The sequence below is a fragment of the Actinocorallia sp. API 0066 genome (genome assembly GCF_020991275.1).
Taxonomy (GTDB): domain Bacteria; phylum Actinomycetota; class Actinomycetes; order Streptosporangiales; family Streptosporangiaceae; genus Actinocorallia.
The window spans coordinates 676,892-703,084 of the sequence record NZ_JAJLQY010000001.1 but is presented as its reverse complement, the minus strand read 5'-3'; the positions used below and the strand labels follow the sequence as shown (position 1 = coordinate 703,084).

Annotated in this window: 23 protein-coding genes and 1 pseudogene; 9 read left to right on the top strand and 15 right to left on the bottom strand. The window is 72.6% G+C overall.

Going from position 1 to position 26,193, the window contains the following annotated elements:
• Window positions 1-22: 22 nt before the first annotated feature.
• The 3 genes from LO762_RS03300 to LO762_RS03290 are packed head-to-tail and all read right to left on the bottom strand — an operon-like array spanning window position 23 to window position 1,723.
• Window positions 23-265, bottom strand: a complete 243-nt coding sequence (locus LO762_RS03300) for an acyl carrier protein (RefSeq protein ID WP_230612220.1) — start codon at window positions 263-265, stop codon at window positions 23-25.
• Between the two features lie 47 nt (window positions 266-312).
• Entirely contained in the window at window positions 313-1,254 is a 942-nt protein-coding gene (locus LO762_RS03295; RefSeq protein ID WP_230612217.1) for a crotonase/enoyl-CoA hydratase family protein, read from the bottom strand.
• Window positions 1,255-1,270: 16 nt separating this feature from the next.
• On the bottom strand, window positions 1,271-1,723 hold the full coding sequence (locus LO762_RS03290; RefSeq protein ID WP_230612214.1) for a PaaI family thioesterase: 453 nt from the start codon (window positions 1,721-1,723) through the stop codon (window positions 1,271-1,273).
• A 108-nt stretch (window positions 1,724-1,831) separates the two neighbouring features.
• On the opposite strand from LO762_RS03290, the gene LO762_RS03285 reads away from it, so the two are divergent.
• On the top strand, window positions 1,832-4,603 hold the full coding sequence (locus LO762_RS03285) for a BTAD domain-containing putative transcriptional regulator (protein ID WP_230612211.1): 2,772 nt from the start codon (window positions 1,832-1,834) through the stop codon (window positions 4,601-4,603).
• Between the two features lie 19 nt (window positions 4,604-4,622).
• Here the strand turns inward: LO762_RS03285 and LO762_RS03280 are convergent, their stop codons facing one another.
• From LO762_RS03280 to LO762_RS03245, 7 genes and pseudogenes are all read right to left on the bottom strand, one after another.
• Complete coding sequence (locus tag LO762_RS03280) at window positions 4,623-5,609, bottom strand: hypothetical protein (RefSeq protein WP_230612207.1); 987 nt, start codon at window positions 5,607-5,609, stop codon at window positions 4,623-4,625.
• On the bottom strand, window positions 5,606-5,935 hold the full coding sequence (locus LO762_RS03275) for a PadR family transcriptional regulator (RefSeq protein ID WP_230612204.1): 330 nt from the start codon (window positions 5,933-5,935) through the stop codon (window positions 5,606-5,608). Before LO762_RS03275 ends, LO762_RS03280 begins: the two co-directional genes overlap by 4 nt.
• A 108-nt stretch (window positions 5,936-6,043) precedes the next feature.
• The gene (locus LO762_RS03270; protein ID WP_230612203.1) at window positions 6,044-7,222 is read right to left on the bottom strand and encodes a lipid-transfer protein; all 1,179 of its coding nucleotides are present in this window, start codon (window positions 7,220-7,222) and stop codon (window positions 6,044-6,046) included.
• Window positions 7,219-8,472, bottom strand: coding sequence for an OB-fold domain-containing protein (locus tag LO762_RS33030; protein ID WP_308103230.1), 1,254 nt, complete (start codon window positions 8,470-8,472; stop codon window positions 7,219-7,221). Before LO762_RS33030 ends, LO762_RS03270 begins: the two co-directional genes overlap by 4 nt.
• Window positions 8,473-8,481: 9 nt before the next feature.
• On the bottom strand, window positions 8,482-9,624 hold the full coding sequence (locus tag LO762_RS03255; protein ID WP_374201530.1) for an acyl-CoA dehydrogenase family protein: 1,143 nt from the start codon (window positions 9,622-9,624) through the stop codon (window positions 8,482-8,484).
• Window positions 9,625-9,696: 72 nt separating this feature from the next.
• Window positions 9,697-10,710, bottom strand: a pseudogene (locus tag LO762_RS03250) (acyl-CoA dehydrogenase family protein); the annotation flags it as partial.
• Window positions 10,711-12,288: an AMP-binding protein gene (locus tag LO762_RS03245; RefSeq protein ID WP_230612201.1), complete on the bottom strand. Its 1,578-nt coding sequence runs from the start codon at window positions 12,286-12,288 to the stop codon at window positions 10,711-10,713.
• A 158-nt stretch (window positions 12,289-12,446) separates the two neighbouring features.
• On the opposite strand from LO762_RS03245, the gene LO762_RS03240 reads away from it, so the two are divergent.
• Window positions 12,447-13,031, top strand: a complete 585-nt coding sequence (locus tag LO762_RS03240) for a TetR family transcriptional regulator (protein WP_230612197.1) — start codon at window positions 12,447-12,449, stop codon at window positions 13,029-13,031.
• Window positions 13,032-13,092: 61 nt separating this feature from the next.
• A complete protein-coding gene (locus LO762_RS03235; RefSeq protein ID WP_230612194.1) occupies window positions 13,093-13,392 on the top strand; it encodes a DUF397 domain-containing protein in 300 nt (99 codons plus the stop codon).
• Between the two features lie 42 nt (window positions 13,393-13,434).
• Here LO762_RS03235 and LO762_RS03230 read toward each other — a convergent pair whose 3' ends face one another.
• Genes LO762_RS03230 through LO762_RS03210 form a run of 5 tightly spaced genes read right to left on the bottom strand, consistent with a single transcriptional unit; the run spans window position 13,435 to window position 18,817 of the window.
• Window positions 13,435-14,367 carry an NAD(P)-dependent oxidoreductase gene (locus tag LO762_RS03230; RefSeq protein ID WP_230612191.1) on the bottom strand — a complete coding sequence of 311 codons (933 nt, stop codon included), beginning with the start codon at window positions 14,365-14,367 and terminating at the stop codon, window positions 13,435-13,437.
• Entirely contained in the window at window positions 14,367-15,875 is a 1,509-nt protein-coding gene (locus tag LO762_RS03225; RefSeq protein ID WP_230612185.1) for a class I adenylate-forming enzyme family protein, read from the bottom strand. The genes LO762_RS03230 and LO762_RS03225 overlap by 1 nt, the downstream gene beginning before the upstream one ends.
• Window positions 15,872-17,095, bottom strand: a complete 1,224-nt coding sequence (locus LO762_RS03220) for a cytochrome P450 (protein ID WP_230612182.1) — start codon at window positions 17,093-17,095, stop codon at window positions 15,872-15,874. Before LO762_RS03220 ends, LO762_RS03225 begins: the two co-directional genes overlap by 4 nt.
• Window positions 17,092-17,826 carry a glycosyltransferase family 2 protein gene (locus LO762_RS03215; protein ID WP_230612179.1) on the bottom strand — a complete coding sequence of 245 codons (735 nt, stop codon included), beginning with the start codon at window positions 17,824-17,826 and terminating at the stop codon, window positions 17,092-17,094. The genes LO762_RS03220 and LO762_RS03215 overlap by 4 nt, the downstream gene beginning before the upstream one ends.
• A 10-nt stretch (window positions 17,827-17,836) precedes the next feature.
• Entirely contained in the window at window positions 17,837-18,817 is a 981-nt protein-coding gene (locus tag LO762_RS03210) for a 3-oxoacyl-ACP synthase III family protein (protein ID WP_230612176.1), read from the bottom strand.
• Window positions 18,818-18,981: 164 nt separating this feature from the next.
• On the opposite strand from LO762_RS03210, the gene LO762_RS03205 reads away from it, so the two are divergent.
• The 6 genes from LO762_RS03205 (at window position 18,982) to LO762_RS03180 (ending at window position 26,160) form a co-directional block, all read left to right on the top strand.
• The gene (locus LO762_RS03205; RefSeq protein WP_230612173.1) at window positions 18,982-20,151 is read left to right on the top strand and encodes a cytochrome P450; all 1,170 of its coding nucleotides are present in this window, start codon (window positions 18,982-18,984) and stop codon (window positions 20,149-20,151) included.
• A 44-nt stretch (window positions 20,152-20,195) separates the two neighbouring features.
• Window positions 20,196-21,350, top strand: a complete 1,155-nt coding sequence (locus tag LO762_RS03200; RefSeq protein ID WP_230612170.1) for a steroid 3-ketoacyl-CoA thiolase — start codon at window positions 20,196-20,198, stop codon at window positions 21,348-21,350.
• 96 nt (window positions 21,351-21,446) lie between these two features.
• Window positions 21,447-22,427: an MBL fold metallo-hydrolase gene (locus LO762_RS03195; protein ID WP_230612168.1), complete on the top strand. Its 981-nt coding sequence runs from the start codon at window positions 21,447-21,449 to the stop codon at window positions 22,425-22,427.
• A 135-nt stretch (window positions 22,428-22,562) separates the two neighbouring features.
• Entirely contained in the window at window positions 22,563-23,453 is an 891-nt protein-coding gene (locus LO762_RS03190) for an SDR family NAD(P)-dependent oxidoreductase (protein WP_230612165.1), read from the top strand.
• A 31-nt stretch (window positions 23,454-23,484) separates the two neighbouring features.
• Complete coding sequence (locus LO762_RS03185) at window positions 23,485-24,723, top strand: cytochrome P450 (protein WP_230612162.1); 1,239 nt, start codon at window positions 23,485-23,487, stop codon at window positions 24,721-24,723.
• A 138-nt stretch (window positions 24,724-24,861) separates the two neighbouring features.
• Window positions 24,862-26,160 carry a glycosyltransferase family 4 protein gene (locus tag LO762_RS03180; RefSeq protein ID WP_230612159.1) on the top strand — a complete coding sequence of 433 codons (1,299 nt, stop codon included), beginning with the start codon at window positions 24,862-24,864 and terminating at the stop codon, window positions 26,158-26,160.
• The last annotated feature ends 33 nt before the right edge of the window (window positions 26,161-26,193 follow it).

The following is a 26,193-nucleotide window of genomic DNA, read 5'->3' as shown; positions in this document are numbered from 1 at the left end:
CGGTTCACTCAGGGTCGAGGGGTCACCGCGCGCCGGCGGCGATGGTCTCGTTGGCGAGCTCGGCGATCTCGCCGATGGTGGTGATTCCGGCCGCCTTGACCGGGTTGAACTCGAAGCCGTGGGCGTCCTCGATCTCAAAGACGATGTCGGAGATCTGGAGGCTGGACAGCCCCAGGGAGTCCAGCGGGGTCGCGGCGGTCAACTCGATGGACTTGTTGCGGATCTTCTTGCCGATGAGCTTGATGACCTCGTCGGTCGTGACCATGTCGGCCCTCGTTTCTCGTGTGGTCTGGGTCTGTCGGGACGGCGGGGTCAACCCTTGAAGGTGGAGGCCCCGAGGTCGCCGAAGGGCTCGTCACGCTGCCGGACGGCCTCGCGCCAGCCCTGCTCGGCGGCCCGCCGCTGGAAGGCGTATCCCTCGGCGGTGTGCCGCGCGACGCCGTCGAAGAAGGTGCCGAGGACCTGGGTGGCGTGCAGCCCCTGGGCGTAGAGCGCCTGGTTGACGAGCAGCTTCTGCATGACGAGCTGGTTGATCGGGACACGGGCGATCCGCTGGACGAGCGTCTCGAACCGTTCGTCGAGCTGGTCCCTGGGCACGCTCTCGGTGGCCAGGCCCCACTCGTAGGCTTCGCGGCCGGACAGGCAGTCCCCGGTGAACAGCAGGCGTTTGGCCCGCGCCACGCCCAGCCGTGTCGCCCACAGCGCGGAGGTCGGCGACCCCCACACGCGGGCGGGCGGGTAGCCGATCTTGGCATCGTCGTCGACAACGAGCAGGTCGGCGCACAGCGCCAGGTCGGTGCCGCCCGCGACACAGAAGCCGTGCGCCTTGAGCAGGACGGGCTTCTCGGAGTGGAACAGGCTCATGAACCCGCGCACGTTGCGGGTCATCATCTGGTAGTCGGTGACGGGGTCCCACGGGCGGGACGGATCGTGGTTGCCGGCCATCACCATCGGGTCGAGCGGGCTGCCCGGCGGCACCGTCGCGCCCGTCGCGCCCGTCGCGTCGTCGGGGTCGTAGCCGCTCAGCGACTCGGCGCTGGCCGCGAGGTCGTAGCCGCCGCAGAATCCAGGGCCGTTCCCGGCGAGCGCGATCACGTGCACCGCCGGGTCGAGATTGGCGCGCTCGACCACGTCGGCCAGCTCACGCGCCATGTCCAGGGTGATTCCGTTGCCGCGTTTTGGACGGTTCAATGTGATGCGGGCGATCCGGTCCGTCGTCTCGTAGAGAAGGGTCTGAAGGTGCAATTCAGCCACGGGATCCTCACATTTCTCAAAGGGCGATGAAGGTCCCGGTGGCGAGGGCCGCCGTCTTCTCGCGGCCCTCGTTGACGACCACGACCCGTACGTCGGTGAACACCATCTGTTTGCCGTACTTGAGCACCCGGCCGCGCGCGACGAGGTGGTCGCCGATCGCCGGCGCCAGGAAGGTGATCTTGTACTCGACGGTCACGCCGGTACCGCCCTCCGGGGCGAGCGACAGCGCGGCGAACCCCATCGCGCTGTCGGCGATCATGCTGATCGTCCCGCCGTGCACGATCGGCGGCACGTGCGACATGATCTGGTCGTGGCACGCGAGGGTGAGATGCGCGGCCCCCGGCGCCAGGTGGGTCAGCTCCGCCCCGATCGTGTGCATCGCGGTCTGCTTCTCGAACGCGTCACGGACCACCGACTCGAACGCCGGATTCTGCGGCGTCCACTCCCGTACCGGCCGGTCATCGGTCATTCGTCATTCCTCTCGGCGGATCTTCCTTCGGCTAGGCCCGATGATTTGGCATTCTTGTCATGGACCGGTTATGGACATGTTCGAGCTCGCCAAGACAAGGAGCCGACCTTGCCGAAGCTCGATATTGGAATTCTTGGACCCCTGCGGGTGGTCCGGGACGACGAGCCCATTTCCCTGCCGCCGCGCAGCGAGCGGTTGCTGGTGGTCCTGGTGGCGGGCGCCGCGACGGGCGTCTCGGACGAGCGGCTCGTCCAGGAGCTCTGGCAGCGGGATCCGCCGCCGACCGCCGCGCAGGCGCTGCGGGTCCGGATCCACGAGCTGCGCAGGTGGCTGGGCTCCCCCGACCGGATCGAGCGGGTGCCGGGCGGCTACCGGCTGCGGCTCGCGGACGGCGAGCTGGACGCCGCGCGCTTCGCGGCACTGGCCGCCGAGGGCGCCTGGCACGAGGCCGAGCGGCTCTGGCGCGGCCCCGCGTACCTGAACCACACCGACAGCCCGCTGGTCGGGACGGCCGCCCTGCAGCTCGACGAGCAGCGGATCGAGGTGACGGAACGGCGGGTCCGCGCCGAACTCACGGCGGCCGGCGCCGAACCGGCCGCCGAACCGGCGGCCGCGCTGGTGCCCGAACTGCGCGCGCTGATCCGCGAGCACCCCTACCGGGAGAAGCTGTGGGAGCAGCTCATGTTCGCGCAGTACCTCGCGGGCAGGCAGGCCGAAGCCCTGGAGACCTACCAGGAGGCCAGGCGGCTACTGGTCGAGGAGGTCGGCCTTGAGCCGGGCCCCGCGCTCAGGACCATGGAACAGCGCATCCTCACCGAGGACCCGGCGCTGATCCCCGGCTCCCCGGCGCCCCGGGCCGCCGCTGAGCTGCCCCACGACACGCCTCTCATCGGACGGCGGGCCGAGAGCGAACGCCTCATCGGCGCGCTCACCGGCCCCGGCCCGGCGATCGTGACGATCAGCGGCCCCGGCGGCGCCGGGAAGTCGGTCCTGGCCGTGCACGTCTGCCACCGGCTCGCCGACCGGTTCCCCGACGGCCGCCTCTACGTCGACCTGCGCGGCGCCACACCGGGCGCGGCACCGCGCACCACCACCGAGGTGCTCGGCCGGATGCTCAGGTCGGTGGGCGCGCCCGGACGGCAGCGCGGCGACGACGACGAGGACGCCGCGCGGTTCCGGTCGATCACCCACGACCGCCGGATCCTGATCCTGCTCGACAACGCGGCCGACGCCCGTCAGGTCGCCCCGCTGCTGCCCGGCGGCCCCGGATGCGGCGTGGTCGTGACGTCAAGGCGGCCGCTGCGCACGCTCCCGGCCGCCACGCACCTGCCGCTCGGGGTGCTGTCGCCCGCCGACTCGGTGGCCCTGCTCGCGCAGACGGCGGGCCCGGAACGGGTCGCCGCCGAACCCGACGCCGCGCACCGGCTCGCCGCCCTGTGCGGCGGCCTGCCCCTGGCGCTGCGCATCGTGGGCAGCCGCCTGGCCGCCCACCCCGAACGCGCCCTCGCCGGGTACGCCCACCGGCTCGACGCCGCCCAGCACCTCCTCGACGAACTCGACCACCAGAACCTGAGCGTCCGGACCAGCATCGCGATCGGCTGCCAGGACCTCCAACGCGGCCCGGCCGAGCGGGACGCGGTGGAGCTGCTGGCGTACCTGGGGCTGTGGGACGGCGCCGACATCACCGGCGCGGTCGCGGCGGCGCTCACCGGCTGGGAGTCGGGCCGCGCCGAGCAGTCCCTGGACGTCCTCACCGAGGCGCAGCTCCTCACGGCGGCCCCCGGCTGCCGCCACGTCTTCCACGACCTCGTCCGCCTCTACGCCAGGGAGCTGTCCGCCGAGGTCCTGGACGAGACGGCGCGGGCCGCCGCCCTCGGACGGCTGGCGCGCCGCTATCTCGCCGACGCCCGGAACGTCGCGCGCGCGGCGGGCGCGCCGACACCGGCCACGGGCGGGGACAGCGACGGCATGGCGGACACGGCCACCGCCCTCGCCTGGGTCCGGGCCGAACGCGCGAACCTGCTGGCCGCCGCCCGGCACGCGGCGGCGGACCTGCCGGAGGCGGCGGTCGGGCTGGCCGCCGCGCTGCCGCTGCCCTTCAAGATGCACGGCTGGTACCGCGAACTCGCCGTCCTCGGGCGGTTGGCGGTGCGCGCGGCGCGGCGGCGCGACGAGCAGGCGACCGCGCTGCTCTGCCTCGGCACCGCCGAGGTCGCGCTCGGCCAGGTCGTCCAGGGCATCGGGCATCTCAAGGAGGCCATCGCGCACTGGCGCGCCCACGGTGACGGCGTGAACGAGGCGATCACGCTGGTGGAGCTGGCCCGCGCCCACTCGGCCAACGGCCAGGACCGGCTCGCGCTGCGCCGCTTCCAGGAGTCCCTCGACCTCAGCGGCGCGACGGGCGACCGCCGCTGCCAGATCATCGCGCTGCTCTACCTGGCCACCCACCACCTGCGCGCCCGGCGGATGCCGCAGGCGCACGCCGCGCTCCGCGACGCGACCGCCCGGTGCGCCGCCGACGAACGACGGATGCTCGGGGCCGCCCAGGGCATCCTCGCCGCTGTCCACCACCACTCGGGAGATCCGCACCTGGCGCTGCCCCTGATGCGCGGCGCCCTCGACCTCCTCAGGGAAAGCGAGGACTCCTACCTCCAGGCGCGCGCGGAGTGGGGGCTCGGCCAGATCCACGCCGACCTCGGCGACGGCGAGGCCGTCCCCCGGTACGCACGGGCCCTTGACCTGCTGGTCTCCCTCGCCCTCCTCAACGAACGGGAGGCCGAGACGATCGCCCACGACCCCGTCCGCGTCCAGGACTTCCTCCCCGACTTCGTCGTCACCGGCTTCCCCGACCCGCCCGCCGAACCGGCCGAGGGCGCCTGAGGCGGGCGGCGGGACGCGGTCAGGGGCTCGGGGTGGGAGTCGGCGGGGTGGGGGTGCTGGTCGGTGAGGGGGTGTCGGCCGGGGTCTCGGGGCTGGGGGCGGCGTCGGTCGGGGCGGGGGCGGCGGGCACGACGTCGGGGGGTGCGGCATCGGGCGGGCAGGCGGGAACGAGGGTGCCTTCGACGGGTTCGAGGTCCCAGGTGTCGCGGTATTCGCAGAGGGCCTTGGGGTAGGCGTTGGGGAGGGCGGGGGCGGGGGTGAGGTCGGTGTAGGACCAGGCGACGCGGTCGGGGTCGAGGACGATGGGCGTGCCGTTCTGGTCGTAGAGGAGGACGTCCTTGAGGGGCTTGCCGTCCCGGGAGTACGGGTAGATGTTGACCGTCCCGGACAGGGGCGAGCCGTCGTCCACGTGGTAGACGCCGGGCATCGCGCGCTCCTGGGAGGTGACGGCCAGGCCCAGGAAGCCGAAGACGGCGACGAGGGTGAGGGCGGCCAGGCCGAGCACGGCGGCGACGTGTCGGGGGGCGCCGCCACGGGCGCGGCGGCCCAGCCAGAACGAGACGCTGACGCACACCAGCAGCAGGAAGAGGGCGCGGACGCCGCGCGGGTAGCCCAGGTGGCCGCCCAGGAACGCCTCGACGAGCAGGGCGGCGAAGACGCCTCGGGCGACCCACCACACCGGGCGCAGGTCGTGCAGGACGTCGCGGGCGGCCGGGTTGGCGGGGACGAGCCGCTCCGCCGTCTCGCGGACGCGGCGGTCGGCGTCGGCGATCCGGGCGCGCAGGCCACGGCGCGGCTTGACCGGCGCCGTCTGGCTGTAGGCGGCGCGCAGCTCGGCGGCGTAGGACTCGGGCGTGCCCAGGCGCTCGGCAAGCGGGCCGTCGTGCTCGGCGGCGACCTCGGCGAGGTGCTCTTCCAGGTCCTCCAGGAGTTCGGCGCGATCGGCCGGGGGGACGTCGGCGAGGGCCGCGCGGACGGCGGCCGCGTAGTCGGTGACCGTGCTCATCTCTTCTCCGTGTGGTCGAGGAGGCCGTCCATCGTCCTGGCGAACCGCCGCCAGGTGGCGCGCGACCCGTCGAGGGTGGTGCGGCCCGTGGCGTTGAGGCCGTAGTACTTGCGGTGGGGGCCCTCCTCGGAGGGCACCACGTACGAGGTGAGGGCGCCCGCCTTGAACAGGCGGCGGAGCGTGCCGTACACGGAGGCGTCCCCGACGTCCTCCAGGCCGGCCTCCCTGAGCCGCCGGACGACCTCGTAGCCGTAACTGTCGCGCTCGTCGAGCACGGCGAGCACCGCCACGTCCAGCACCCCCTTGAGCAACTGCGTCGTGTCCACTTCCTCCTCCTTCTGCACCGCACACTATTGCGCATTGCGAAGTACCGCGCAAGAGAGAAGCCCGCACCCGTCAAGGGGTGCGGGCTCGGCCGGTGCCGGGGGCGGGGCTCAGCTTCCGCTAAGGACCAGTCCGCTCGTGGGGACGCCCGTTCCGGCGGTGACCAGGACGTTCGTGACGTCCGGGACCTGGTTGGCGGCGGTGCCGCGGATCTGTCGGACCGCCTCGGCGATCCCGTTCATGCCGTGGATGTACGCCTCGCCGAGCTGGCCGCCGTGCGGGTTCACCGGCAACCGCCCGTCGATCTCGATGCCGCCGTCGGCGAGGAAGTGCCGCGCCTCGCCGCGCCCGCAGAACCCGAGCTCCTCCAGCTGGTAGAGGACGAACGGAGTGAAGTGGTCGTACAGGATGGCCGTCTGGACGTCCTGCGGGCCCAGCCCGGAGTCCCGCCACAGCCGGTCGGCGACGACGCCCATCGCGGGCAGCGTGGTGAGGTCGTCGTCGCCGTAGTAGCCGAACATCATGTACTGCTCGCGGCCGGTGCCCTGCGCGGCGGCGCTGATGACGGCCGGCCGGTGCGGCAGGTCGCGCGCGCGCTCGGCCGTGGTGACGAGCAGCGCGACGCCGCCGTCGGACTCCTGGCAGCAGTCCAGGAGGTGCAGCGGGTCGACGATCCAGCGGGACTCCTGGTGCTCGGCGAGGCTGATCGGCCGCTCGTAGAACCAGGCCGCCGGGTTGGTGGCGGCGTGCCTGCGCATCGCGACCGCGACCCGTCCGAAGTCCTCGCTTGTCGCGCCGTACGCGTGCATGTACCTGCGCGCGCTCATGGCGACCCAGGCGGCAGGTGTGGCGAGGCCGTAGGGCAGGTGCCAGGAGAACTCCAGGCCCTGGGCGGTCGCGCCGCGCGTCGAGGCGTTGGCCTGGCCGAACCGGTGCCCCGAGCGCTCGTTGAACGCCCGGTAGCAGACGACGGCCTCGGCCTGGCCCGTCGCGACGGCCATCGCGGCGTGCGCGACGGTGCCGCAGGCGGCGCCGCCGCCGTACTCGACCCGGGAGAAGAACCGCAGCTCGCCCATCCCGGTCTCGCGGGCGACGGCGATCTCGGTGTTGACGTCGGCGGAGAACGTCACCAGGCCGTCCACGTCGGACGGGGTGAGGCCCGCGTCGCGGATGGCGGCCAGGCACGCCTCGGCGGCGAGCTGGAGCTCGGAGCGGCCCGACTCCTTGGAGAACTCGGTGGCGCCGATGCCCGCGACGGCCGCCCTGCCGGAGAGGGTGCGTTCGGTCATCGCAACGCCACCGTCGCGTTCACGTGGTCGCCGAGCGCGACGGTCCCCCGGACGGTCACCGTGTCTCCTTCCCTCGTGCCGGTCAGCACGAGCGTGTCTCCGGCGTAGGCGGGCGCGCCCAGGCGCACCCTCATCCCTGCCAGGTCGGCCTCCGGGTTGTGTTCGAGGACGTACCTCTGGACGAGGCCCATGGTGGTGAGGATGTTGAGGAAGATGTCGGCGGAGCCCTGCGCGCGCGCGAGCGCCACGTCGTGGTGGACGGGCGTGAAGTCCCGGGTGGCGAGGGCCGTCGAGATGATGAAGGTCGGCGTGAGCGGGAGCTCCAGAGCGGGCCAGTCCGAGACCCGCTCGGGCGGCGGCGCCGGAGCGGGCGCGGGACGCCCGGCCGGACGCCACTGCGGCAGCGTCACCTCGTCGTCGATCCGCTCGAAGTCGAGTTCGACGGCCATCCCCACGGAAACCTCGGAGGGGTCGACCCCCAGCACGTTCCCGATGATCCTGGGCCCCTCCTCCAGCTCCACGAGGGCGACGACGTAGGGCGGTGTCCTGCCTGGCACCGGGGGGTGGTGGTGGACGACGTAGCTGTAGACCGTCCCGCGTCCACGGGCCACGAGGTGGTCCCGCTTGGTGGAGTTGCAGGCGGGGCACATCGGGCCGGGCGGGTGGCGCAGTTCGCCGCACTCGCCGCACCTCTGGATCCGCAGCTCGCCGGAGCGGGCGCCGTCCCAGAAGAACTCGGTGTCCAGGCCGACCGCCGGGAGCGGGGGCTTGCCCTTGGGCCGTCGTTTGACCGGCTGGAACTTCAGCACCCTGAACAGCATCTCGGCGACCCGCTCTTCACCGACGTACCACGACTGGTACCAGGTGACGAAGTAGCCGAGCCCCATAGCCGTCCTCTTCGGCCCGACGACGGAGCCGAACCGCGCTGTCGCGCGCAGCCTCTCCCCCAACCGGACGGGCCTGTCGTAGACGTGCTCGCAGTTGGTCGCGACGACGCCGGTGAACCCGTCGCCGTTGAGCACGCGCAGCACGTCGTCGGCGGCGGACGCGCCCTTGCTCGGCACCAGGCCGGGCATCGACCAGACCTGGGCCATCGCGGGCGGCGCGGCGTCCCCCCAGTCGCGGGTGTCGCCCATCGCCTGCCGCCAGTTCCGGATCATCGCCTCGTTGACGGCGTCCGGCGGCTCCGGCGCGGGCTGCTCGCCGAGCGCGGCGAGGCGCGCGGCGAGCGCGGTGAGTTCCTCGTGCACGGCCGCCGCCTACCGGGGCGCCCGGGGCAGGCCGAGGCCCAGCATCGCGATGAGCTCGCGCTGGATCTCGTTGACGCCGCCGCCGAAGGTGAGCACGATCGCGCCCTTGACCGCGTGGTCCAGGATGTCCATGAAGCGCGCGGTCTCCGGGTCGCCGGGGTCGCCGAACCGGGCCAGGGTCTCGCCGATGATCCGGCCGACCTCCTGCATCCGCTCCGAGCCGTAGATCTTGGTGGCGGACGCGTCGGCGGCGCCCAGCCAGCCCAGCGCCGCGTTCGCCGCGACCTGCCAGTTGAGGAACTCGTTCACCCGCAGGTAGGCGTAGACCCGGCCGAGCGCGCGCGCGACCGACGGCTCCTCGATCGCCCCCGTGCGGCGCGCCCACGCGGCGAACCTGTCGAAGTGGTGGCCGATGTTCCCGGCCGGGCCCAGGGTGACCCGCTCGTGGTTGAGCTGGTTGACGATGAGGTTCCAGCCCTTGTTCACCTCGCCGATGACGTCCTTCACCGGCACGTGGACGTCCTGGTAGTAGGACGCGTTGGTGTGGTGCCTGCCGTCCATGGTGACGATGGGCGTCCAGGAGTAGCCGGGGTCCTTGCAGTCCACGATGAGCATCGTGATGCCCTTGTGCTTGGCGCCCTCCGAGGACGTCCTTGCGGCGAGCCAGATGTAGTCGGAGTAGTGGCCGCCCGAGGTGAAGATCTTCTGGCCGTTGACGACGTAGTGGTCGCCGTCCAGGACCGCCGTCGTGCGCAGCGAGGCCAGGTCGGTGCCCGCGCCCGGCTCGGAGTAGCCGATGGCGAAGTGGCACTCTCCGGCGAGGATCTTCGGCAGGAAGAACGCCTTCTGCTCGTCGGTGCCGTACTCGATGATCGTCGGCGCCACCGAGTTCAGCGTGATGATCGGGTAGGGCACCTCGGCGCGGGCGATCTCGTTGGCGAAGATCTGCTGCTCCAGCGGGCCGTAGCCGCGACCGCCGAACTCGACCGGGAACGCGACGCCGAGCATGCCGTCGCGGCCGAGCTTGCGGCAGTGCTCCATGTAGGCGTCGCCGAACGGGTCAGCGGCGATCCGCGCCTTGTCGTCCTCGGTGAGGCAGGTGGTGAAGTAGCCGCGCAGCTCGTCGCGCAGCGCCCGCTGCTCGTCCGTCAGCTCGACGAGGAGGCCGTCCCCGGCGGGCGTCGCGCCGAACTCCGGGGCCGGGCCGCGCAGCGCCGCACCGACCGCGTCGAGCTGCGCCTCGGCGTCGCCCAGCAGGTGCGCCCGGTGCTTGCCCTCGGCGAAGTAGCGGTGCAGCGGGTAGGTGACGTCGAGGCCGATGCCGCCGTGCAGGTGCTGGCAGGTGTACAGGGCCTGCAGGACGGGCTCGACGGCGTTGAGCGCCGCGATGGCGAGCACCTCGTCGGTGTCCGGCCGGGCGTGCGCGAGCCGCCACGCCGCCGCCCACACCGCGACGTCCAGGGCGGTCCGCGCGATGTACACGTCGCCGATCTGCATGGTGACGGCCTGGAACTCGGCGAGCTTGCGGTCGAACTGCTCGCGCGTCTTCACGTACTCGGTCGTCAGCTTCAGCGCGCCGTCGATGACGCCGGAGGCCAGCGCGACGGCCCCGAGCGTCGCGTACCGCCGCAGCGTCACCCCCGCCCCGGACCCGAGCTTGACGGCAGGTGTCCGGTCCAGCACAAGACGGTAGAGCCGCTCGGATGTGGCGGAGGGCTGCAACGTCAGGGTGGCTTCCGATGGACGGACAAGGTAAGCCTCGTCACCGACACCCACGACGACCCGGGAAGCCTGCCCCGCATAAGGCACAAACGTCGCCACACCCGTCAGCGAACCGTCCCCGTCCACGGTGATCCCGCCGAAGGACCGGTGCGCGAACGTCACCACCTCGGCCCCCTCGGCGACCGGCCCGAGCGCCGCGACCTGCTCGGCGTCCCCGTGCGCCGCGAGCACCGCCGCCGCCGTGAGCACCGCGTAGGCGGGCACGGGCGCGACGGCCCGGCCCAGCTCGCGCAGCGCCACGGTGTACTCCACCGCGCCCAGCCCGAGCCCACCCGCCGACTCCGGCACGGTCACCCCTGCGATGCCCGCCTGTGCGAGCGCCGCCCACAGGCCCGCGTCATACGGCTCGCCCGAGCGCTCGAAGGATTCGAGCTTCTCCGGGGTCGCCTCCTTCGCCAGCAGCTCGGCCGCGAGCGACCCGAGCTGCTTGGCGTCGTCGTCGAGATCGAAGTTCATTCAGCGCCCTTCCAGGAGGTGGGTTCGGCCGGTGCGGACCAGGTCCGCGTGCAGGGCCGTGACGTCGTCGGGGGTGAGCGGGCGGTAGGCGGGGGCGCGGCCGGGCCGGTACCAGACCGGGTCGTCGGTCAGCCACGCCCGCGCGGCGAGCGTCCGCTTGAGGATCTTGTTGGAGGCGGTCAGCGGGAACTCCCGGCAGACCCGGACGAACCGGGGCATCCACTTGGGGTTCAGCCGTCCGGCGAGGGCGCCGAACGCCTCGGGGTCGAACGCGCCGGTGACGGCGAGCATCACCTGGTCGCCCGCCGCCGTGTCGGGCACGCCGTAGACGGCGAACGGGCCGGGCAGGTCCGCGCCGAGCGCCCGTTCCACCTCGGCCGCGCCGAAGTTCTCGCCGTCCACCCTGAGCCGGTCCAGGGAGCGGCCCACAAAGAAGACGTAGCCGTTCTCGTCGGCGTAGGCGTGGTCGCCGCTCCAGAACATGCCTTCGCGGGTGCGGTCGGGGGCGGCGTCGCGGTAGTAGCCGTCGAAGAGGCCGTTGTCGGAGGTGGCGACGAGTTCGCCCGTCACGCCGGGAGGGCACGGCTCGCCCGTCGCGGGGTCCAGGATGGCGACGCCCTCGGTGAGCTTCCCGAGCGCGCCCGGCGGCCCGAAGGGGTCGGGGCTGAAGGAGATGGCCGTCTCGGTGGAGCCGTAGGCGTCGATGACGAGGCAGCCGTACTTCTCGCCGAAGGCGGCCTGCTCGGCGGGCGCGGCCTCGTTGCCGAAGGCGATCCGTAGCGGGTTGTCCACCTTCTCGGGCGTCGCGATGAGCGCGTAGGACAGTGCCTTGCCCACGTAGTGCATGTAGGTGGCGCCGTGCGCGCGCAGGTCGGGCAGCAGCCCTGAGGCGGAGAAGCGGCGGCGCAGCACCAGGTGCGCCCCGGCGGCGAGGGCGGGCGCGACCGCCGCCATGATCGCGCCGCTGTGGAAGAGCGGCATCGGGCTGTAGACGACGTCAGCGCGGTTCACCAGGCGGCCCGCGAGGTTCTCGCCGGGTACCGCGATCTTGCGGTGGGTGATCCGGACCGCCCTGGGGTCGCCGGACGTCCCGGAGGTGAAGATGAGCATGAGGAGCGTCCCCGGCTCAGCCGCGACGTCGGGGAAGGGCTCGCCCTTGTGCGGGGAGAGCAGGGCGGCGTAGGCGGGGTCCTCGTAGTCGATGACGTCCAGCCCGGCGCCTTCACCCGCCTCCCGCGCGGCGGCCAGGTGCGCGGGCTCGGTGAGAATCAGGTCACAGTCCGCGCGCCGCGCGTCGGCGGCGAGCCGGTCGGGGGTGCGCGTCGTGTTGAGCGCGACCAGGACCGTTCCCGACAGCGCGGCGCCGCCCAACAGGAACAGCATCTCGGGAACGTTGTCGAGCAGCACGCCGAGGTGCGCGGGACGTCCCGGTTCGGCCGCGCGCAGACCGCGCAGCCAGTGCGCGCGGGCGGCGCACTCTCCGACCAGCTCATGCCAGGTCCAGGTACGGCCCTCGAAGGTGAGGCCCGGTGCGTCGTCGGCGCTCCTGGCGGCCAGCAGGGCGGTGACGGTGCTCAAACTGCCCCCTTCCATCGCCGGATCACGAGCAAACTAGAACAGATTCTAGTTTCTGTCCATACCGGAGGAACGCCCCTGGGGAACGTAGGTGGAGCGGGCGGCATCCGGGCGGCGCGGGAGATAACAGGTTCTCGCCCGTGGGCCTAGAATGGGCGGCTGTGACTACCGATCCGGCTCAGGCGCCGACCCCGACCCGCGCGCGCAGCCAGCACCAGCGCCGCAAGCGCATCGTGCAGGCGGCCGCCGCGCTGGCCTCGCGCGGCGGGGTCGAGGCGATGCAGATGCGCACGGTCGCCGAGCGGGCCGGAGTCGCCCTCGGCACGCTCTACCGCTACTTCCCGTCCAAGATGGACCTCGTGGTGGCCGTCGTCAGTGAGGAGATGGACCTCCTCGAAGGCAGCATGGAGCGGCGCCCTCCCGGCTCGTCCACGCCCGCGTCCAGGGCCGTCGAGCTGCTCATGCGGGCCACCCGCGGCCTGCTGCGGGAGCCCGAGTTGGCCGACGCGCTCATCCGGTCGCTGCTGCTGTCGGACGTCAAGACCAACTTCGGGTCCCGGATGACGGGCATGCTGCTGCGGGTCGCCTCCGAGGGCGAGGCCACCGACGAGCAGCGCACCCTGGTCGGCGCGCTGAACAGCGTGTGGGTGATGGAGATGATCGAGATCCTGCGCGGGCACGCCACCCCGGAGGAGACGCACGTCCGCCTTGAGGTCACCGCCGAACGGCTCCTCGCCGGGTTCTGACCGCCGGACGGCTTGTGGATTTCCGGCGTTCGGCACGGCGGCCGGACACTACGCTGTGAGCATGAGCGAGCACCGCATCGAACGCTACGGCGACGGCGAGGACAGCGTCGTGATCGAGTTCATCCCCTCCGAGGAGGTGCCGGACGAGATCCGCAAGGACAACAAGATCTTCCTGCCGGGCACCCAGGCCATCGTCATGAGCAACGCGGCAGAGCCTGACGGGCCGCGCCTGTACTTCACCGAGGGCGAGTGGGAGGCGTTCGTACTCGGCGTCAAGGACGGCGAGTTCGACGACCTCCTTGAGGACCTGCCCGAGGACCTGCCCCAGGACGCCGAGCCCGGCCCGTCCGGGCAGCCGTGAACCCTCGCGGGGCCGCGCTCCCCTGGGGCGTCGGCCCTGCTCTCACCAGGAGTAGGCGCCCGCGAAGGACGTCGGCTCCGGGCGGTAGCCCAGGCGGGTGCGCGCCGCGGTGAGGTCCAGGGTGCGCTCGACGGCCAGGTGCCCGAGCGCGTACCGGGTCAGCCGCGGCGGGCGGCGCGCCCCGGCCAGCAGGTGCAGGCCCTCGACCACGGCGGCCAGCCGCAGCGCGGGCCCGGCGGGCAGGTAGATCCGCTCGGCCTCGATGCCGCGTTCGGCGAGGATCACCGCGAGCGCGTCGTCGAGCACGACGGGCTCGGCGTCGGTCACGTTGAACACGCCGCTCACGCCGGGCCGCTCGCAGGCCAGCACACACGCCCGCACGAGGTTGCCGACGCTGGTCAGGCTGATCCGCTGCCTGCCCGTGCCGACGGCGAACAGGAACGGCCCCCGCACGGACGCCTCGACGCGCGGCAGCAAAGTGGTGTCTCCGGGCCCGTAGACGGCGTGCGGGCGCAGGATGACGCTCTCGGCCCCCGACTTCAGGACGGCGCGCTCGGCCGCCGCCTTGGAGGCCCCGTAGGCGTTGACGTAGCGGCGGACGGGCGCCTCGTCCTCGGTGGCCATGACCGTCGGCCGGTAGGGGTCGTAGACGCTCGCCGTGCTCACATGGACAAAACGGGTACCCGGGAAGCTGGCCAGGGCGTTCCTCGTGCCGTCGAGGTTGACCTCGAAGAACCCGGGGATCGGCCCCCAGTCGGTGACGCTGCCCGCGCAGTGCACCACGACGTCCACCGAGGGGGCCGGGTCCAGCGGCCCCCTGGCGAGGTCCCAGGACCGGTAGCGGGCGTCCGCCACGTGTTCGGCCCGGACCGCGGCCCTGCGGCCGTAGGCGTGGACCCTGGCCCCACGGGCGACGAGCTCACGGCAGACGGCGCCGCCGACGAACCCGGACGCACCGGTCACGGCAACCCGCATCACACCTCCCCTGGCGCGACCATCCCTCGCAGGACATTCCGGTCGAGTTTGCGTCCCCTGCCGCCGTAGGGCAACTCCTCGACGCGCACGATCCGGTCCGGCCAGGCCCCGGCGTCCAGCACGTCCTTCAGGCGGACCGCCAACTCGTCGGTGTCGACGTCACCGGTGACCACAAGGACGACCTCCTCGTCGCCGGTCTCGGCGTCGGCGACGCCCACAAAGGCGGCCTCCCGCACGCCGTCCAGGGCCATCACGGCCGGTTCATACATTCCCGGATAAAGATTGAACTTCCCCCGAATAACCATGTCCTTCTTCCTTCCCAGCAGAACCAGCCTTTCCCCCTCCAACCTGGCCAGATCCCCCGTGGCCAGCTCGGTGTGCCCCTCCTCCCCCAGATAGCCCAGGCACAGGTTCGGCCCGCCCAGGAACAGCTCGCCGTCCTCGGCGACCCGTACTTCCACGCCCGGAAGCGGGGCACCCAGGAGATCGCCGCCTTCCGTGCCCTCCGCGTGCGCGATCTTCTCCCCGGCCGCTGCGATCGCGACGGGGACGATCTCCGTCATCGCGTACACGGACAGGACCTCCGCCTTCGGAGCGGCAGCCACGGCCCGTCGGAGGATCCCGGCGGGAGCGGGCGCGGCGCCCAGGAGGACGTACCTGAGCGTCTCGGGCAGGCCGTCCGGGGCCGCGTCGAGGATCTCGGCGAGGTGGACGGGGACGCAGAACGTGTGCGTGGCGCGGCGGGCCGCCAGGTCGGCGCGGAACCGCGCGGGCGGGCAGCCGAGCGGCGGCAGCGACCAGCAGGCCCCGGCGACGAGCGTCGGCAGGCCCAGCATGAGCTGGTCGGTGTGCACGACGTCGCCGGGCCGCAGCGGCACCCGCGCCCGGAACAGGCCGAGCCCGGCCGCCAGGGACCGCTCGGTGTGCACCACGGCGCGGGGCGCGGCCGTCGTGCCGGAGGTGAAGATCACCACGGCCGGGTCGGCGGGCCCCGGCTCCCGGAGGGGCGCGGCGGACGGCTCGCGCCGCGCCCAGGCGTCCAGCGGGCGGGCGCCGCGCGGCACGCCGGGCAGCCAGCGGCCGCTGTAGACGTGCCTGAGGGGCAGTCCGGCCAGCCGGGGCAGCAGGAGGCCCCGGCGGCGCGCGTAGGCCCGTACGGGGCCGATGCGGCTCGCCGCGTACAGCAGCGACTCGGCGGCCGACCAGCGGGGCTGGGCGAGCCCGAGCCGGGCCTCGAACATCTCGGGGCCAGCGCCGGGGTCGGCGAACACCACGACCCCGCCCGCCGCGACCACGCCCAGCGCCAGCACGAGCGCCTCGGGCGAGGGCCGCACCGAGAACAGCACGCCGTCCCCGTCTTCGAGTCCCTCGTCGCGGAACCCGTCGCGCACCGCCAGGACGCGTCGCCGCAGCTCCCCGTAGGTGAGCCGCTCCCCTTCGCCGGAGATCAGCGCGACGTCGTCAGGCCGCTCGGCGGCCCGTTCGAGCACCTCCCGCACCAGGCTCACGCCGCACCCCCTCGCGTTGTCTCTCCCGCAGGTTCGGCTTCGGTTCCCGGCACAGCGTCGGGGGCGCGGTGGAGGGTGAGGGAGGCGTACGTCGGGATGAGGACGTTCTTGGCGGGGGTGCGTGAGGTGATCGTCAGAGGGGCGTGGTCGAGGAGTGTGGTCATGACGGCGTGGATCTCGGCGTGCGCGAGGGGGTAGCCGAGGCAGAAGTGCGGGCCCGCGCCGAACCAGAGGCGGCGCAGCGCGGCCTTGGCCGGGGACGGCTCCAGCGCGAACGGGCCCAGGGAGCGGCAGCAGTTGTGGGTGGCGATGAGGACGCGGTCGCCGGGGCGCACCCTCACGCGGCCGACCTTCGCGTCGGCGTGGACGCTGCGGAGCATGACGGGCGTGGGTGTGGTGACGCGCATCGCCTCGTCTATCGCCGGGTCCAGGAGCGCGCGGTCGGCGGCGACCCGGGCGAGGAGCCCGGTGTCGTGCAGCAGGGCGACGAGGCGTGGCACGAGCGTCGCGACGGTTTCGGTGCCGGTGAGGAAGAAGGCTCCGGCCGCGCCGCGCGCTTCGCCCTCGGACAGGCCGAGGGAGCGCATACGGCCCATGACGGTCCGCTCGTCCCCGGCCCGGAACGCCCGCGCCGCCGTCTCGCCGATCGGGTCGAGCACCTCGCGGGCCACCGCGACCTGGGCGGGGCCGAGCGTCCTGGTGCGGAGGCCGACCATGGAGACGATCCGCTCGCCCGCCTCGAACATCGCGCGGCAGGCCCGCTCGTCGATGTCGGGCAGGCCGATCACCTCGCAGATGACGCCTCCGGCCATCACCCGCATCGTGTCCACAAGGTCGACGGGTTCGCCGCCCTCCAGCCGCGCGGACAGCTCCCGTAGCGGCTCGGCGAGGACTCGGGCGCACAGGGCGGCCGTGGAAGCGGGCGTGAACAGCTCGGCGAGTTTCCTACGCAGCGCCCGGTGTGCCTCGCCCTCCATGTTGAGCAGGACGGACGGGCCCAGGATCGGCGTCCACAGGTCGCCGGGAGAGCCGGGGCCGTCCTTGCGGAAGACCTCGCCGTCGAGCAGGACGGCGCGGGCCGTCTCCGGGTCGTTGACGACGACGCCCACGCCCGGCACCCGGACCGCCGCGCCGAGCCGGTCCAGGCCGCGCAGCAGCGGGTAGGCGAAGGGGTGGGCGCTCAGGTAGAGCCGCCGCTCCCAGTGCGAGGCGCGGGTCACCGGATGTCCACAACTTCGGGCCGGTACCTGTGGTCGGCGTACCAGGCGAGCGTCCCGGTGAGGCCGTAGGCGCGCAGCCGCCTGACGGAGCCGTACACGGTCATGTCCTTGCGCAGCCCGTACGCACGGGTCGTCTTGCGGACCCGGTTGACCAGCGCCCTGTCCTCGTGGACGTCCTCGATCCGGGTCCTGGGGAAGCCGCCCGCCTTCTCGTACAGGGCGGCGGTGATGGCCAGGTTGCAGCCCGGCATCATCACGTACGGCCCGAGGTACTCCGGGTCGCGGTTGCCGGGCCGGAACCTCCCGAACGTCGCGGCGAGGGACACCACGGCGGGCAGCAGCCGCCGTTCCCAGAGCCGGAGCGGGAACTCGTCGGTGCGGGGCCGCAGCGGGCCGCTCGCCATCTCCAGGCCGGACGCGAAGGCGGCGCGGACGGCCGCCGTCCAGGCGTCGTCGGGCAGGCAGTCGGCGTCGGTGCGGGCGACGTGCGTGGCGCCGTTGAGGATCGCGTGCCGGAACCCGCTGTCGGCGGCGCAGCCGGTGCCCTTCTCGGCCTCGGCGATGAGCCGGACGCCGGGGAACCCCCGGACGATCTCGGCGGTCCGGTCGGTGCTGCCGTTGTCCACGACGAGCGTGGTGAAGTCGCGGTCGGTCTGCTGGGCGAGCCGCGCCAGCGTCGCGCCGATGGACTTCTCCTCGTTGTAGGCCGGGACGACCACCCACAGGTTCATCGAAGCCCCCTCAAGACCACTCGGCGAAGGCGACGCCCAGGCTTACCCCGCCCGCGAGCCCCACGAAGGCGACCTTGTCGCCCGGCGTGAGCCGCCCTTCGGCGACGGCCTGCGCGAGCTGGAGCGGCATCGTGGCGGACGCGACGTTCCCGTGCTCGGGCAGCGTGACGACGAGCCGGTCGGCGGGGATCCCGAGGATCGCCCTGAGCGTCTCCAGGTAGGGGACGGTCACCTGGTGCACGAGGACCACCTTGAAGTCGTCCCAGGTGAGGCCGTGCCTATCGAGCGCGTCGAGCCAGAGGTCGGGGCCGCGACCGAGGAAGGCGTCCTTCAGCTTGCGTCCGTCGCCGGAGAAGTAGGTGTAATCCGGGTCGCGCGGGTGCATCGACCCCCCGGCCGGGAGGGTGCCGACCTGCCAGGACGCCGAGACGGCCGCGAAGTCGAACGCGAACAGCCCTGTGGGCGCGGCCTCCAGGAGCATCGCGGCGCCCCCGTCGGAGAGCGTGTAGCCCGCGAAGGCGTCCACGAACTGCGCGCGGTCGCGCACCTCCCACCGGACCGCCCGCGAGGGGCTCTCTCCCGTGCAGACGAGCACCCGGCGGTAGGCGCCGGTGCGGATGAGGGCGTCGGCGACCTGCATGCCGTTGAGGAAGCTGTTGCAGGCGTTCTTGACGTCGAACACCGGGCAGGTGAGGCCGAGCTTGGCCGCGACGATGTGGGCCGTCGCGGGCTCGATGAGGTCCTGGGAGGCGGATCCGAAGACGAGGAGGTCGGGCCGCTCCCCCGAGTCGGCGAGGAGTTTGGCGGCGGCCTCCACGGCGAGGTCGGACGCCTGCTGGTCGGCGCGCATCACGTGGCGGGCGCGGATGCCCGTCATCCGCTCGACGATCGTCGGGTGGGGGCGGTAGGGCCCGACCCGCGCCTCCACCTCGGCGCTGGACACCGTGTGTTCCGGCAGATAGGCGGCGACGCCCGCGATCCGTGCTCTCATGCTGTCCAGCCTGTCCCCTCGTGCGGCATAGCTCACGCGCCGTCGTACTCAAAGTGATTTGGGGGTTTGTACTTACTTCATCCGGCTCTGTTCGCGGCATCATCGCACGTGATCACGGTGCCGAACGGGCGCCGGACGGCCCTGAGCGAGCGGGAGAGACACCGATGGACCGGCACGAGGCACGGCTGCTGCGGCGCGGGAATCCCTGGCTCTACACGCTGCTGAGGGGCGCCCGCCTGGCGGGGCCGCTCACCCGCGCCCCCCGGCTCGGCTGGCTGGTGACCGACCCGGTGCTGGCCCGCGCGGTGCTGCGGGACGGCGCGAGCTTCACCATGGCGGGCGAGGGCGGCGTCGGCCACCTGTGGGGGCAGCTCTTCGGCCCCGAGATGGCGGCGCTCTTCGACGGCGCGGGGCACACCCGCGTCCGCACCGCCGCCCGCGACCTGTTCACCGGCGACGCCGCCTCCGCGCTCGTGGAGCGCACGCAAGGCGACTCCTACAGGGACGTCGCCGCGAGGCTGCGCGAAGGCGAGACCGTCGATGTCGCCGCGCGGGCACGGGTGCTCGCCGGACGCCTGGTCGCCGACCTCCTCGGCCTGCGCCTCGGCCCCAACGACGCGCCTTACGAGAACCTGTTCTCACTCGGCGAGCGGCTCGCGGGCCTCGCGCTCGGCACCGCGGCGTCCACCGACCTGCCCGAGGCGAAGGTGCGCACCGCCGAGCGGATCGCGGCCGAACTGACCAGGGCCGTGCCCGAGGCGTACACGACGGCGCCCGACGACACGATCCTGGGCCGCTGCCGCGCGCTGGGCCTGGGCCTCGACCTCACCCGCGGCCTGGCGACGCTGCTGGCCGTCGCGGGCACCGAGACGGGCGTCTCCGGCACCACCCGCACGGTCGCGCTCCTGCACGACACGGGACAGCAGCGCGCCCTGCTCGCCGACCCCGCGCTGATGGAGAACGCGGTGCGCGAGGGCCTGCGGGTGGCGACGCCCGCGCCCGTCATCGGCCGGCACGTGGCCCGCGACGTGACGGTCGAAGGCAGGCGGATCAAGCAGGGCGACCGGGTGGTCGTGCTCACCCATCGGGCCAACAACGGGGTGGGGGCCTTCGACGTCACCCGCGACTACGTGCCCGAGACCCGCCAACTGTGGTTCGGCGCGGGCCGCCACCTGTGTCTGGGCGCTTCCGTGGCCCGTCTTCAGGTGACGCGGATGCTGGAGTCCCTCACGGCCGAAGGGCTCCCCTACGCCGTCGTCTCGCGTCAGGCGGCGCGCAAGGTGCTCGTGCCGACCTACCACTCGCTCAAGGTGAGGCTCGACGGGGCAAACTAGAACACGTTACAGTTAGGCCCGAACTTCATTCGGGAGGAGCGGGCATGGGACGAGCGGTCATCGTCGAGGCGGTGCGCACGGCACAGGGCAAACGCGGCGGGTGGCTCGCCGGCGTCAAGGCGCAGGAGCTCCTCGGCCGGACCCTGAAGGCACTCGTGGAGCGCGCCGGGATCGACCCGGCCGAGGTCGGCCAGGTCTTCGCGGGCTGCGTCACCCAGGCGGGCGAGCAGGGCGGCCACGTCGGACGCCAGGCGTGGCTGTACGCGGGCCTGCCCTGGCAGACGGGCGTCACCACGGTGGACGCGCAGTGCGGCAGCGCGCAGCAGGGCGTCCACCTCGCGGCGGCGCTGGTCGAGGCGGGCGTTGTGGACGTGGCGATCGGCTGCGGCGTCGAGGTGATGAGCCGCTCGCCGCTGGGCTCCAACGTGCTGCCCGCCAACCCGCGCCCGCCGGACTGGGACGTGGACCTGCCCAACCAGTTCGAGGCGGCCGAGCGCATCGCCGACCGGCGCGGCATCACCCGCGAGGACCTCGACGCGTTCGGCCTGCGCTCCCAGCAGCTCGCCGCCAAGGCGTGGGCCGACGGCAGGTTCGACCGCGAGATCGTGCAGCTCCACGACGTCCCCCAGGTGGACAAGGAGGGCAACGCGACAGGTGCGCGCATCACCGTCTCGCGTGACCAGGGCCTCCGGGAGACGACCCTTGAGGGGCTCGCCCAGCTCCGTCCCGTCCTGAAGAGGCACACCGCCGGAAGCAGCTCGCAGATCTCCGACGGGGCCGCTGCCGTGCTCGTCATGTCGGAGGAGAAAGCGCGCGCGCTCGGGCTGCGCCCGCGTGCCGTGTTCCGGGCGCAGGCCCTCGTGGGCGCCGAGCCGTACTACCACCTGGACGGCCCGATCCAGTCCACCGCGAAGGCGCTGGAGACCGCCGGGATGTCCATGGGCGACCTGGACCTCGTCGAGATCAACGAGGCGTTCGCGGCGGTCGTCCTCTCCTGGGCCTCGGCGCACGAGCCCGACATGGAGAAGGTGAACGTCAACGGCGGCGCGATCGCCCTCGGCCACCCCGTCGGCGCGACCGGCGCCCGCCTCATCACCACCGCGCTGCACGAGCTGGAGCGCCGCGACCGGTCCACCGCGCTCGTCACCATGTGTTGCGGCGGCGCCCTCTCCACCGCGACGATCATCGAGCGCGTCTGACGAAGCAAGCGCCCGGTTCACCCGCCGGGCGGCGACGCGCGGCGGTCACCCCGCCGGGGACCACACGGTCCCCGGCGGCCTTCTGGAGGAGAGAGCATGCCCGATCACGGCGGCGGTGTCTGGAGCGTTCCCGTCCCGATCCCCGGCAACCCCCTCGGCCGGACCCTCGTGTACGTCCTGGAGAGCCCCGGAGGGCCCGTCCTCATCGACGCGGGCTGGGAGCACCCCGAGTCCTGGCGGGCCCTCAAGGACGGCCTCAGCGCCCGCGGGGTGGGCATCGAGGACGTCCGCGGCGTCGTCGTCACGCACATGCACCCCGACCACGCGGGCCTCGCGGGCCGGATCCGGGAGCGTTCGGGCGCGTGGATCGCGATGCACAGCGCCGACGCGGCACTGGTCAGGCTGATGCGCGAGCGCGCCGACGAGCGGCTGGGCGACTGGCTCGTCCGGGCGGGCGCGGCCGAGGCGGAGGGCGCCGAGTTCAGCGACACCCACCGCCCCGACCCGCCCGCCGTGCCCGACCGGGAACTGGAGGACGGCGACCTCGTCGACCTGCCGGGGCGCAGGCTCCGCACGGTGTGGACGCCCGGCCACTCCCCCGGCCACATCTGCCTCCACCTGGAGGACCGCGACGTGCTCTTCACCGGCGACCACGTGCTCCCGGAGATCACCCCGCACGTCGGCCTCTACCCCTACGACCTGCCCGACGTCGACCCCTTGGGCGACTACCTACGCTCCCTCGCCATGACGGCCGACCTGGGCATCGAGGACGCGTTCCCGGCCCATCAGTACTCCTTCACCGGCATCCCACGCCGGGCCAAGGAGATCATCGAGCACCACGAGGAGCGGCTGACCGAGATCCTCGGCCTGCTCACCCCCGAACCCCAGACCCTCTGGACCCTCACCCAGCGGTGCCAATGGAGTTACCCGTGGGCGACCATGCCGCCCATCAGCCGTCACCTCGCGACAGGCGAGACGGCCGCCCACCTACGCGTTCTGGAGCACCGCGGCGAGGCCAGGCTTGCACCGGGGCCGGGGCCGCTCCGCTATGCGCGTGGGCTTAAGCCCCTGTCGTAACGGGAAGTGGCGGGGGTGACGCCGGGTGAGATGCGACACACCTCACCCAGGTGAGACTCTTGACGAGACCGGAGTCTCAGCCGTTGACTGAGAACGACCAAGCAAGCGTTAGATCATTCTCTCCCCGGAGCGTGCATGAGCGACACGTCAGGCGGCACCCGTCTCGACGGGCGGACCGCGATCGTCACCGGAGCGGCGCGCGGCCTCGGCCGTGCCGAAGCGCTGGCCCTGGCGGCCGAAGGCGCCCGGCTCGTCCTCAACGACCTGCCCGGCGACGCGCTCGACGCGGTCGCCGACGAGATCAGGGCGGCCGGAGGCGAAGCCGTCGTCCACGCGGGCGACGTGGCCGACTGGAACACCGGCGAGGGCCTGGTCAAGACCGCGCTGGCGGCCTACGGCTCGCTCGACGTCCTGGTGAACAACGCCGGGTTCACCCGCGACCGGATGCTGTTCAACATGACCGAGGAGGAGTTCGACGCCGTCGTCAGGGTGCACCTCAAAGGCCACTTCGTCACCTCCCGACACGCCGTCGCGCACTGGCGGAGTGTGGCCAAGGCCGAAGGCGGCCCCGTCTACGGGCGGATCGTGAACACCGCGTCCGAGGCGTTCCTGCTCGGCTCGCCCGGCCAGCCGAACTACGCCGCGGCCAAGGCCGGGATCGCCGCGCTGACCGTCTCCACCGCCCAGGCCGTCGGCCGGATCGGGGTGCGGGCCAACGCGATCTGCCCGCGCGCGCGGACCGACATGACGGCCGGCGTGTTCGGCGCCGCCCCGCAGGACGGCCCCGACCCGCTCGCGCCCGAGCACGTCTCGCCGCTCGTCGCCTACCTCGCCTCGCCCGCCGCCGACGGCGTCAACGGCCAGGTCCTCATCGTGTACGGCGGCAGGGTCGCGGTGATGGCGCCGCCGACCGTCGCCCAGGTCGTCACCGCGCCGGACGGCCCCTGGACGCCCGAGGGCCTCGCCGGGGCCCTGCGCGTCCCGCCCGGCGGGTTCTCCGCCGCCGCCGCCCTGAACTTCGGCTGACGCCCTTCCCACCCGCCCTGAGGAGCCGAGCATGTCCGCACCCGAGATCCCCGAGATCGACGTCATCGCGCTCGACCAGTACGAGCAGAACGGCACCCCGCACGAGCAGTGGACGTGGCTGCGCCACAACGACCCGGTGCACTGGCACCCGGACCCGCACGAGGGCGTCCCCGGGTTCTGGGCGATCACCAAGCTCGACGACATCGTCTTTGTGTCCCGGCACCCCGAACTGTTCTCGGCGAACATCCGCACGTCGATGTTCCAGGAGATGGCCGACGAGGACCTGGCGCTCCAGCAGAACATGATGCTTTTTCTGGACCCGCCGCAGCACACCAGGCAGCGCGCCTACGTGAACCGCGGCTTCACCCCGCGCATGATCAACCGGCTGCGCGAGCACATCGTGGAGATCACCCACCGGCTCATCGACGACGTGTGCGAGAAGGGCGAGGCGGAGTTCGTCAGGGAGATCGCCGCGCCGCTGCCGCTCCAGACGATCTGCGAGCTGATGGGCGCGCCGCTGGAGGACGCCGACTGGCTGTTCGACAAGTCCAACGAGCTGGTCGGCTACGACGACCCGGAACTCCAGTCGAGCCCCGAGCAGGCGCAGGCGGCGGCCGCCGAGATCTACATGTACGCGCAGGGCATCGCCGAGCAGCGCAAGGCCGAGCCGCGCGACGACATCGCCACCAAGCTGCTCCAGCCGGACGACGAGGGCAACCTCCTCACCGACGACGAGTTCAACCTGTTCATCCTCATGCTCACGATCGCCGGGAACGAGACGACCCGCACCGCGACGGCGGGCGGCATCCTCGCGTTCTTCGAGCACCCCGACCAGTGGGCGCGGCTCAAGGCGGACCCGTCGCTGATCCGCACCGCCGCCGACGAGATCGTGCGCTGGACCAGCCCGCTCAACCTGTTCCGGCGGACCGCGACGCAGGACGTCGAGCTGCGCGGCAAGACGATCAGGGCGGGGGACAAGGTCGTCATGTTCTACCCGTCGGGCAACCGTGACGAGGAGCACTTCGAGGACCCGTTCCGGTTCGACATCGGCCGTCCGCTGAACCCGCACATCGGGTTCGGCGGCGGCGGCCCGCACTTCTGCCTGGGCACCCACCTGGCCCGGATGAACCTGACCGTGCTGTTCGGCGCGCTGGCCGAGCGGCTGCCCGACATCGAGGCGGCCGGGCCGGTGCGCCGGATGCGGTCGAACTTCGTCAACGGGTTCAAGGAGATCCCGGTCAGGTTCACCCCGACCCCGCGCCGGACCTGAACTTCGGGCGAATACCATCATTCACGGCGGGTCACCCCAAGGTGGCCCGCTTGCGCCCATAGAAGACCAAGGAACCCACCGGTAACATGAGCGGGCTAGAGTCAGACATCCCGTCCAACATGGGACTGACCGGGCGCTATGACCAACGGGCGCGACGATGAAGAGGTGGGCGTGAGCGCTGAGAGGCCGCTGCGGATTGCACTGCTTTCCTACCGGAGCAAGCCCCACTGTGGAGGACAGGGCGTCTATCTGCGGCATCTGAGCCGCGAACTCGTCGACCTCGGCCACACCGTGGAGATCTTCTCCGGGCAGCCCTACCCCGTCCTTGACCGTGACTCGATCACCCTCACCAAGGTGCCGAGCCTGGATCTGTACAACGACGACGACCCCTTCCGGACCCCGTCACTCCGCGAGTTCCGCGACTGGATCGACGTCCTGGAGTTCGCCCACATGCGCACCGGCGGCTTCCCCGAGCCGCTCACCTTCAGCCTGCGCGTCCTGCGCGCGCTGAAGAAGCGCCGCCCCGACTTCGACGTCGTCCACGACAACCAGGTGCTCGGCCTGGGCAACCTCGGCATCCCCAAGATCCTGCCGATGGTGACGAGCATCCACCACCCGATCAGCCAGGACCGCAAGATCGAACTCGACGCCGCCCGGCGCGTCGGCGGGCGCGAGGGCCTCAAGCAGTCCTTCGGCAAGCGCCGCTGGTACGGCTTTGTGAAGATGCAGGCGTTCGTGTCGGCCAGAATCGGCCGCGTCCTCACCGTCTCCAGCTCCTCCAAGCGGGACATCGCCCACGACTTCAAGACCGACCCGGCCGACATCCACGTGCTGCCGCTCGGCGTCGACACGTCGATCTTCCACCCGCGCGGGCCCCGCGACGAGCGCGTCCCCGGCCGGATCGTCGCCATGGCCAGCGCCGACTCCCCGCTCAAGGGCGTGGACGTGCTGCTGCGGGCCGTCGCCAAGCTCGCCACCGAGCGCGACGTGAACCTCATCGTCGTGAGCAAGCCGCGCAAGGACGGGCCCACCGAGCGGCTCGTCAAGGAACTCGCCCTGGGCGACCGCGTCCGGTTCGTCTCGGGGATCTCCGACGAGGAACTCGGCGACCTGCTCGCGTCCGCCGAGATCGCCGTCGTGCCGTCCCGCTACGAGGGGTTCTCCCTGCCCGCCGTGGAGCACATGGCGTCCGGGACGCCCCTCGTGGCCAGCGCGGCGGGCGCGCTGCCCGAGGTCGTCGGCGACGCCGCGGTGCTCGTCCAGCCCGGCGACGCCGAGGAGCTCGCCGCGGCCATCCGGCGCCTGCACGACTCCCCCGCGGAGCGTGCCCGCGTCGGCGACGCCGGATACCGGCGCGTCCAGGAGCGTTACACCTGGTCCGCGGTCGCCCAGGCGACCGTCGAGCACTACCGGGCAGCGATCGCATCCGCACGCTGACCCCCGACGCGCGGATCGGCTGATCCGCCGGGT

Bases quoted from the DNA above. Each gene is read 5' to 3' on its own strand.
- LO762_RS03195 (WP_230612168.1), top strand. From the start codon at position 21,447: ATGCCCGATCACGGCGGCGGTGTCTGGAGCGTTCCCGTCCCGATCCCC.
- LO762_RS03200 (WP_230612170.1), top strand. From the start codon at position 20,196: ATGGGACGAGCGGTCATCGTCGAGGCGGTGCGCACGGCACAGGGCAAA.
- LO762_RS03230 (WP_230612191.1), bottom strand. From the start codon at position 14,367: ATGCGGGTTGCCGTGACCGGTGCGTCCGGGTTCGTCGGCGGCGCCGTC.
- LO762_RS03280 (WP_230612207.1), bottom strand. From the start codon at position 5,609: ATGAGCACGGTCACCGACTACGCGGCCGCCGTCCGCGCGGCCCTCGCC.
- LO762_RS03205 (WP_230612173.1), top strand. From the start codon at position 18,982: ATGGACCGGCACGAGGCACGGCTGCTGCGGCGCGGGAATCCCTGGCTC.
- LO762_RS03290 (WP_230612214.1), bottom strand. From the start codon at position 1,723: ATGACCGATGACCGGCCGGTACGGGAGTGGACGCCGCAGAATCCGGCG.
- LO762_RS03190 (WP_230612165.1), top strand. From the start codon at position 22,563: ATGAGCGACACGTCAGGCGGCACCCGTCTCGACGGGCGGACCGCGATC.
- LO762_RS03235 (WP_230612194.1), top strand. From the start codon at position 13,093: ATGAGCGAGCACCGCATCGAACGCTACGGCGACGGCGAGGACAGCGTC.
- LO762_RS03185 (WP_230612162.1), top strand. From the start codon at position 23,485: ATGTCCGCACCCGAGATCCCCGAGATCGACGTCATCGCGCTCGACCAG.
- LO762_RS03180 (WP_230612159.1), top strand. From the start codon at position 24,862: ATGACCAACGGGCGCGACGATGAAGAGGTGGGCGTGAGCGCTGAGAGG.
- LO762_RS03300 (WP_230612220.1), bottom strand. From the start codon at position 265: ATGGTCACGACCGACGAGGTCATCAAGCTCATCGGCAAGAAGATCCGC.
- LO762_RS03210 (WP_230612176.1), bottom strand. From the start codon at position 18,817: ATGAGAGCACGGATCGCGGGCGTCGCCGCCTATCTGCCGGAACACACG.
- LO762_RS03270 (WP_230612203.1), bottom strand. From the start codon at position 7,222: ATGACCGAACGCACCCTCTCCGGCAGGGCGGCCGTCGCGGGCATCGGC.
- LO762_RS03215 (WP_230612179.1), bottom strand. From the start codon at position 17,826: ATGAACCTGTGGGTGGTCGTCCCGGCCTACAACGAGGAGAAGTCCATC.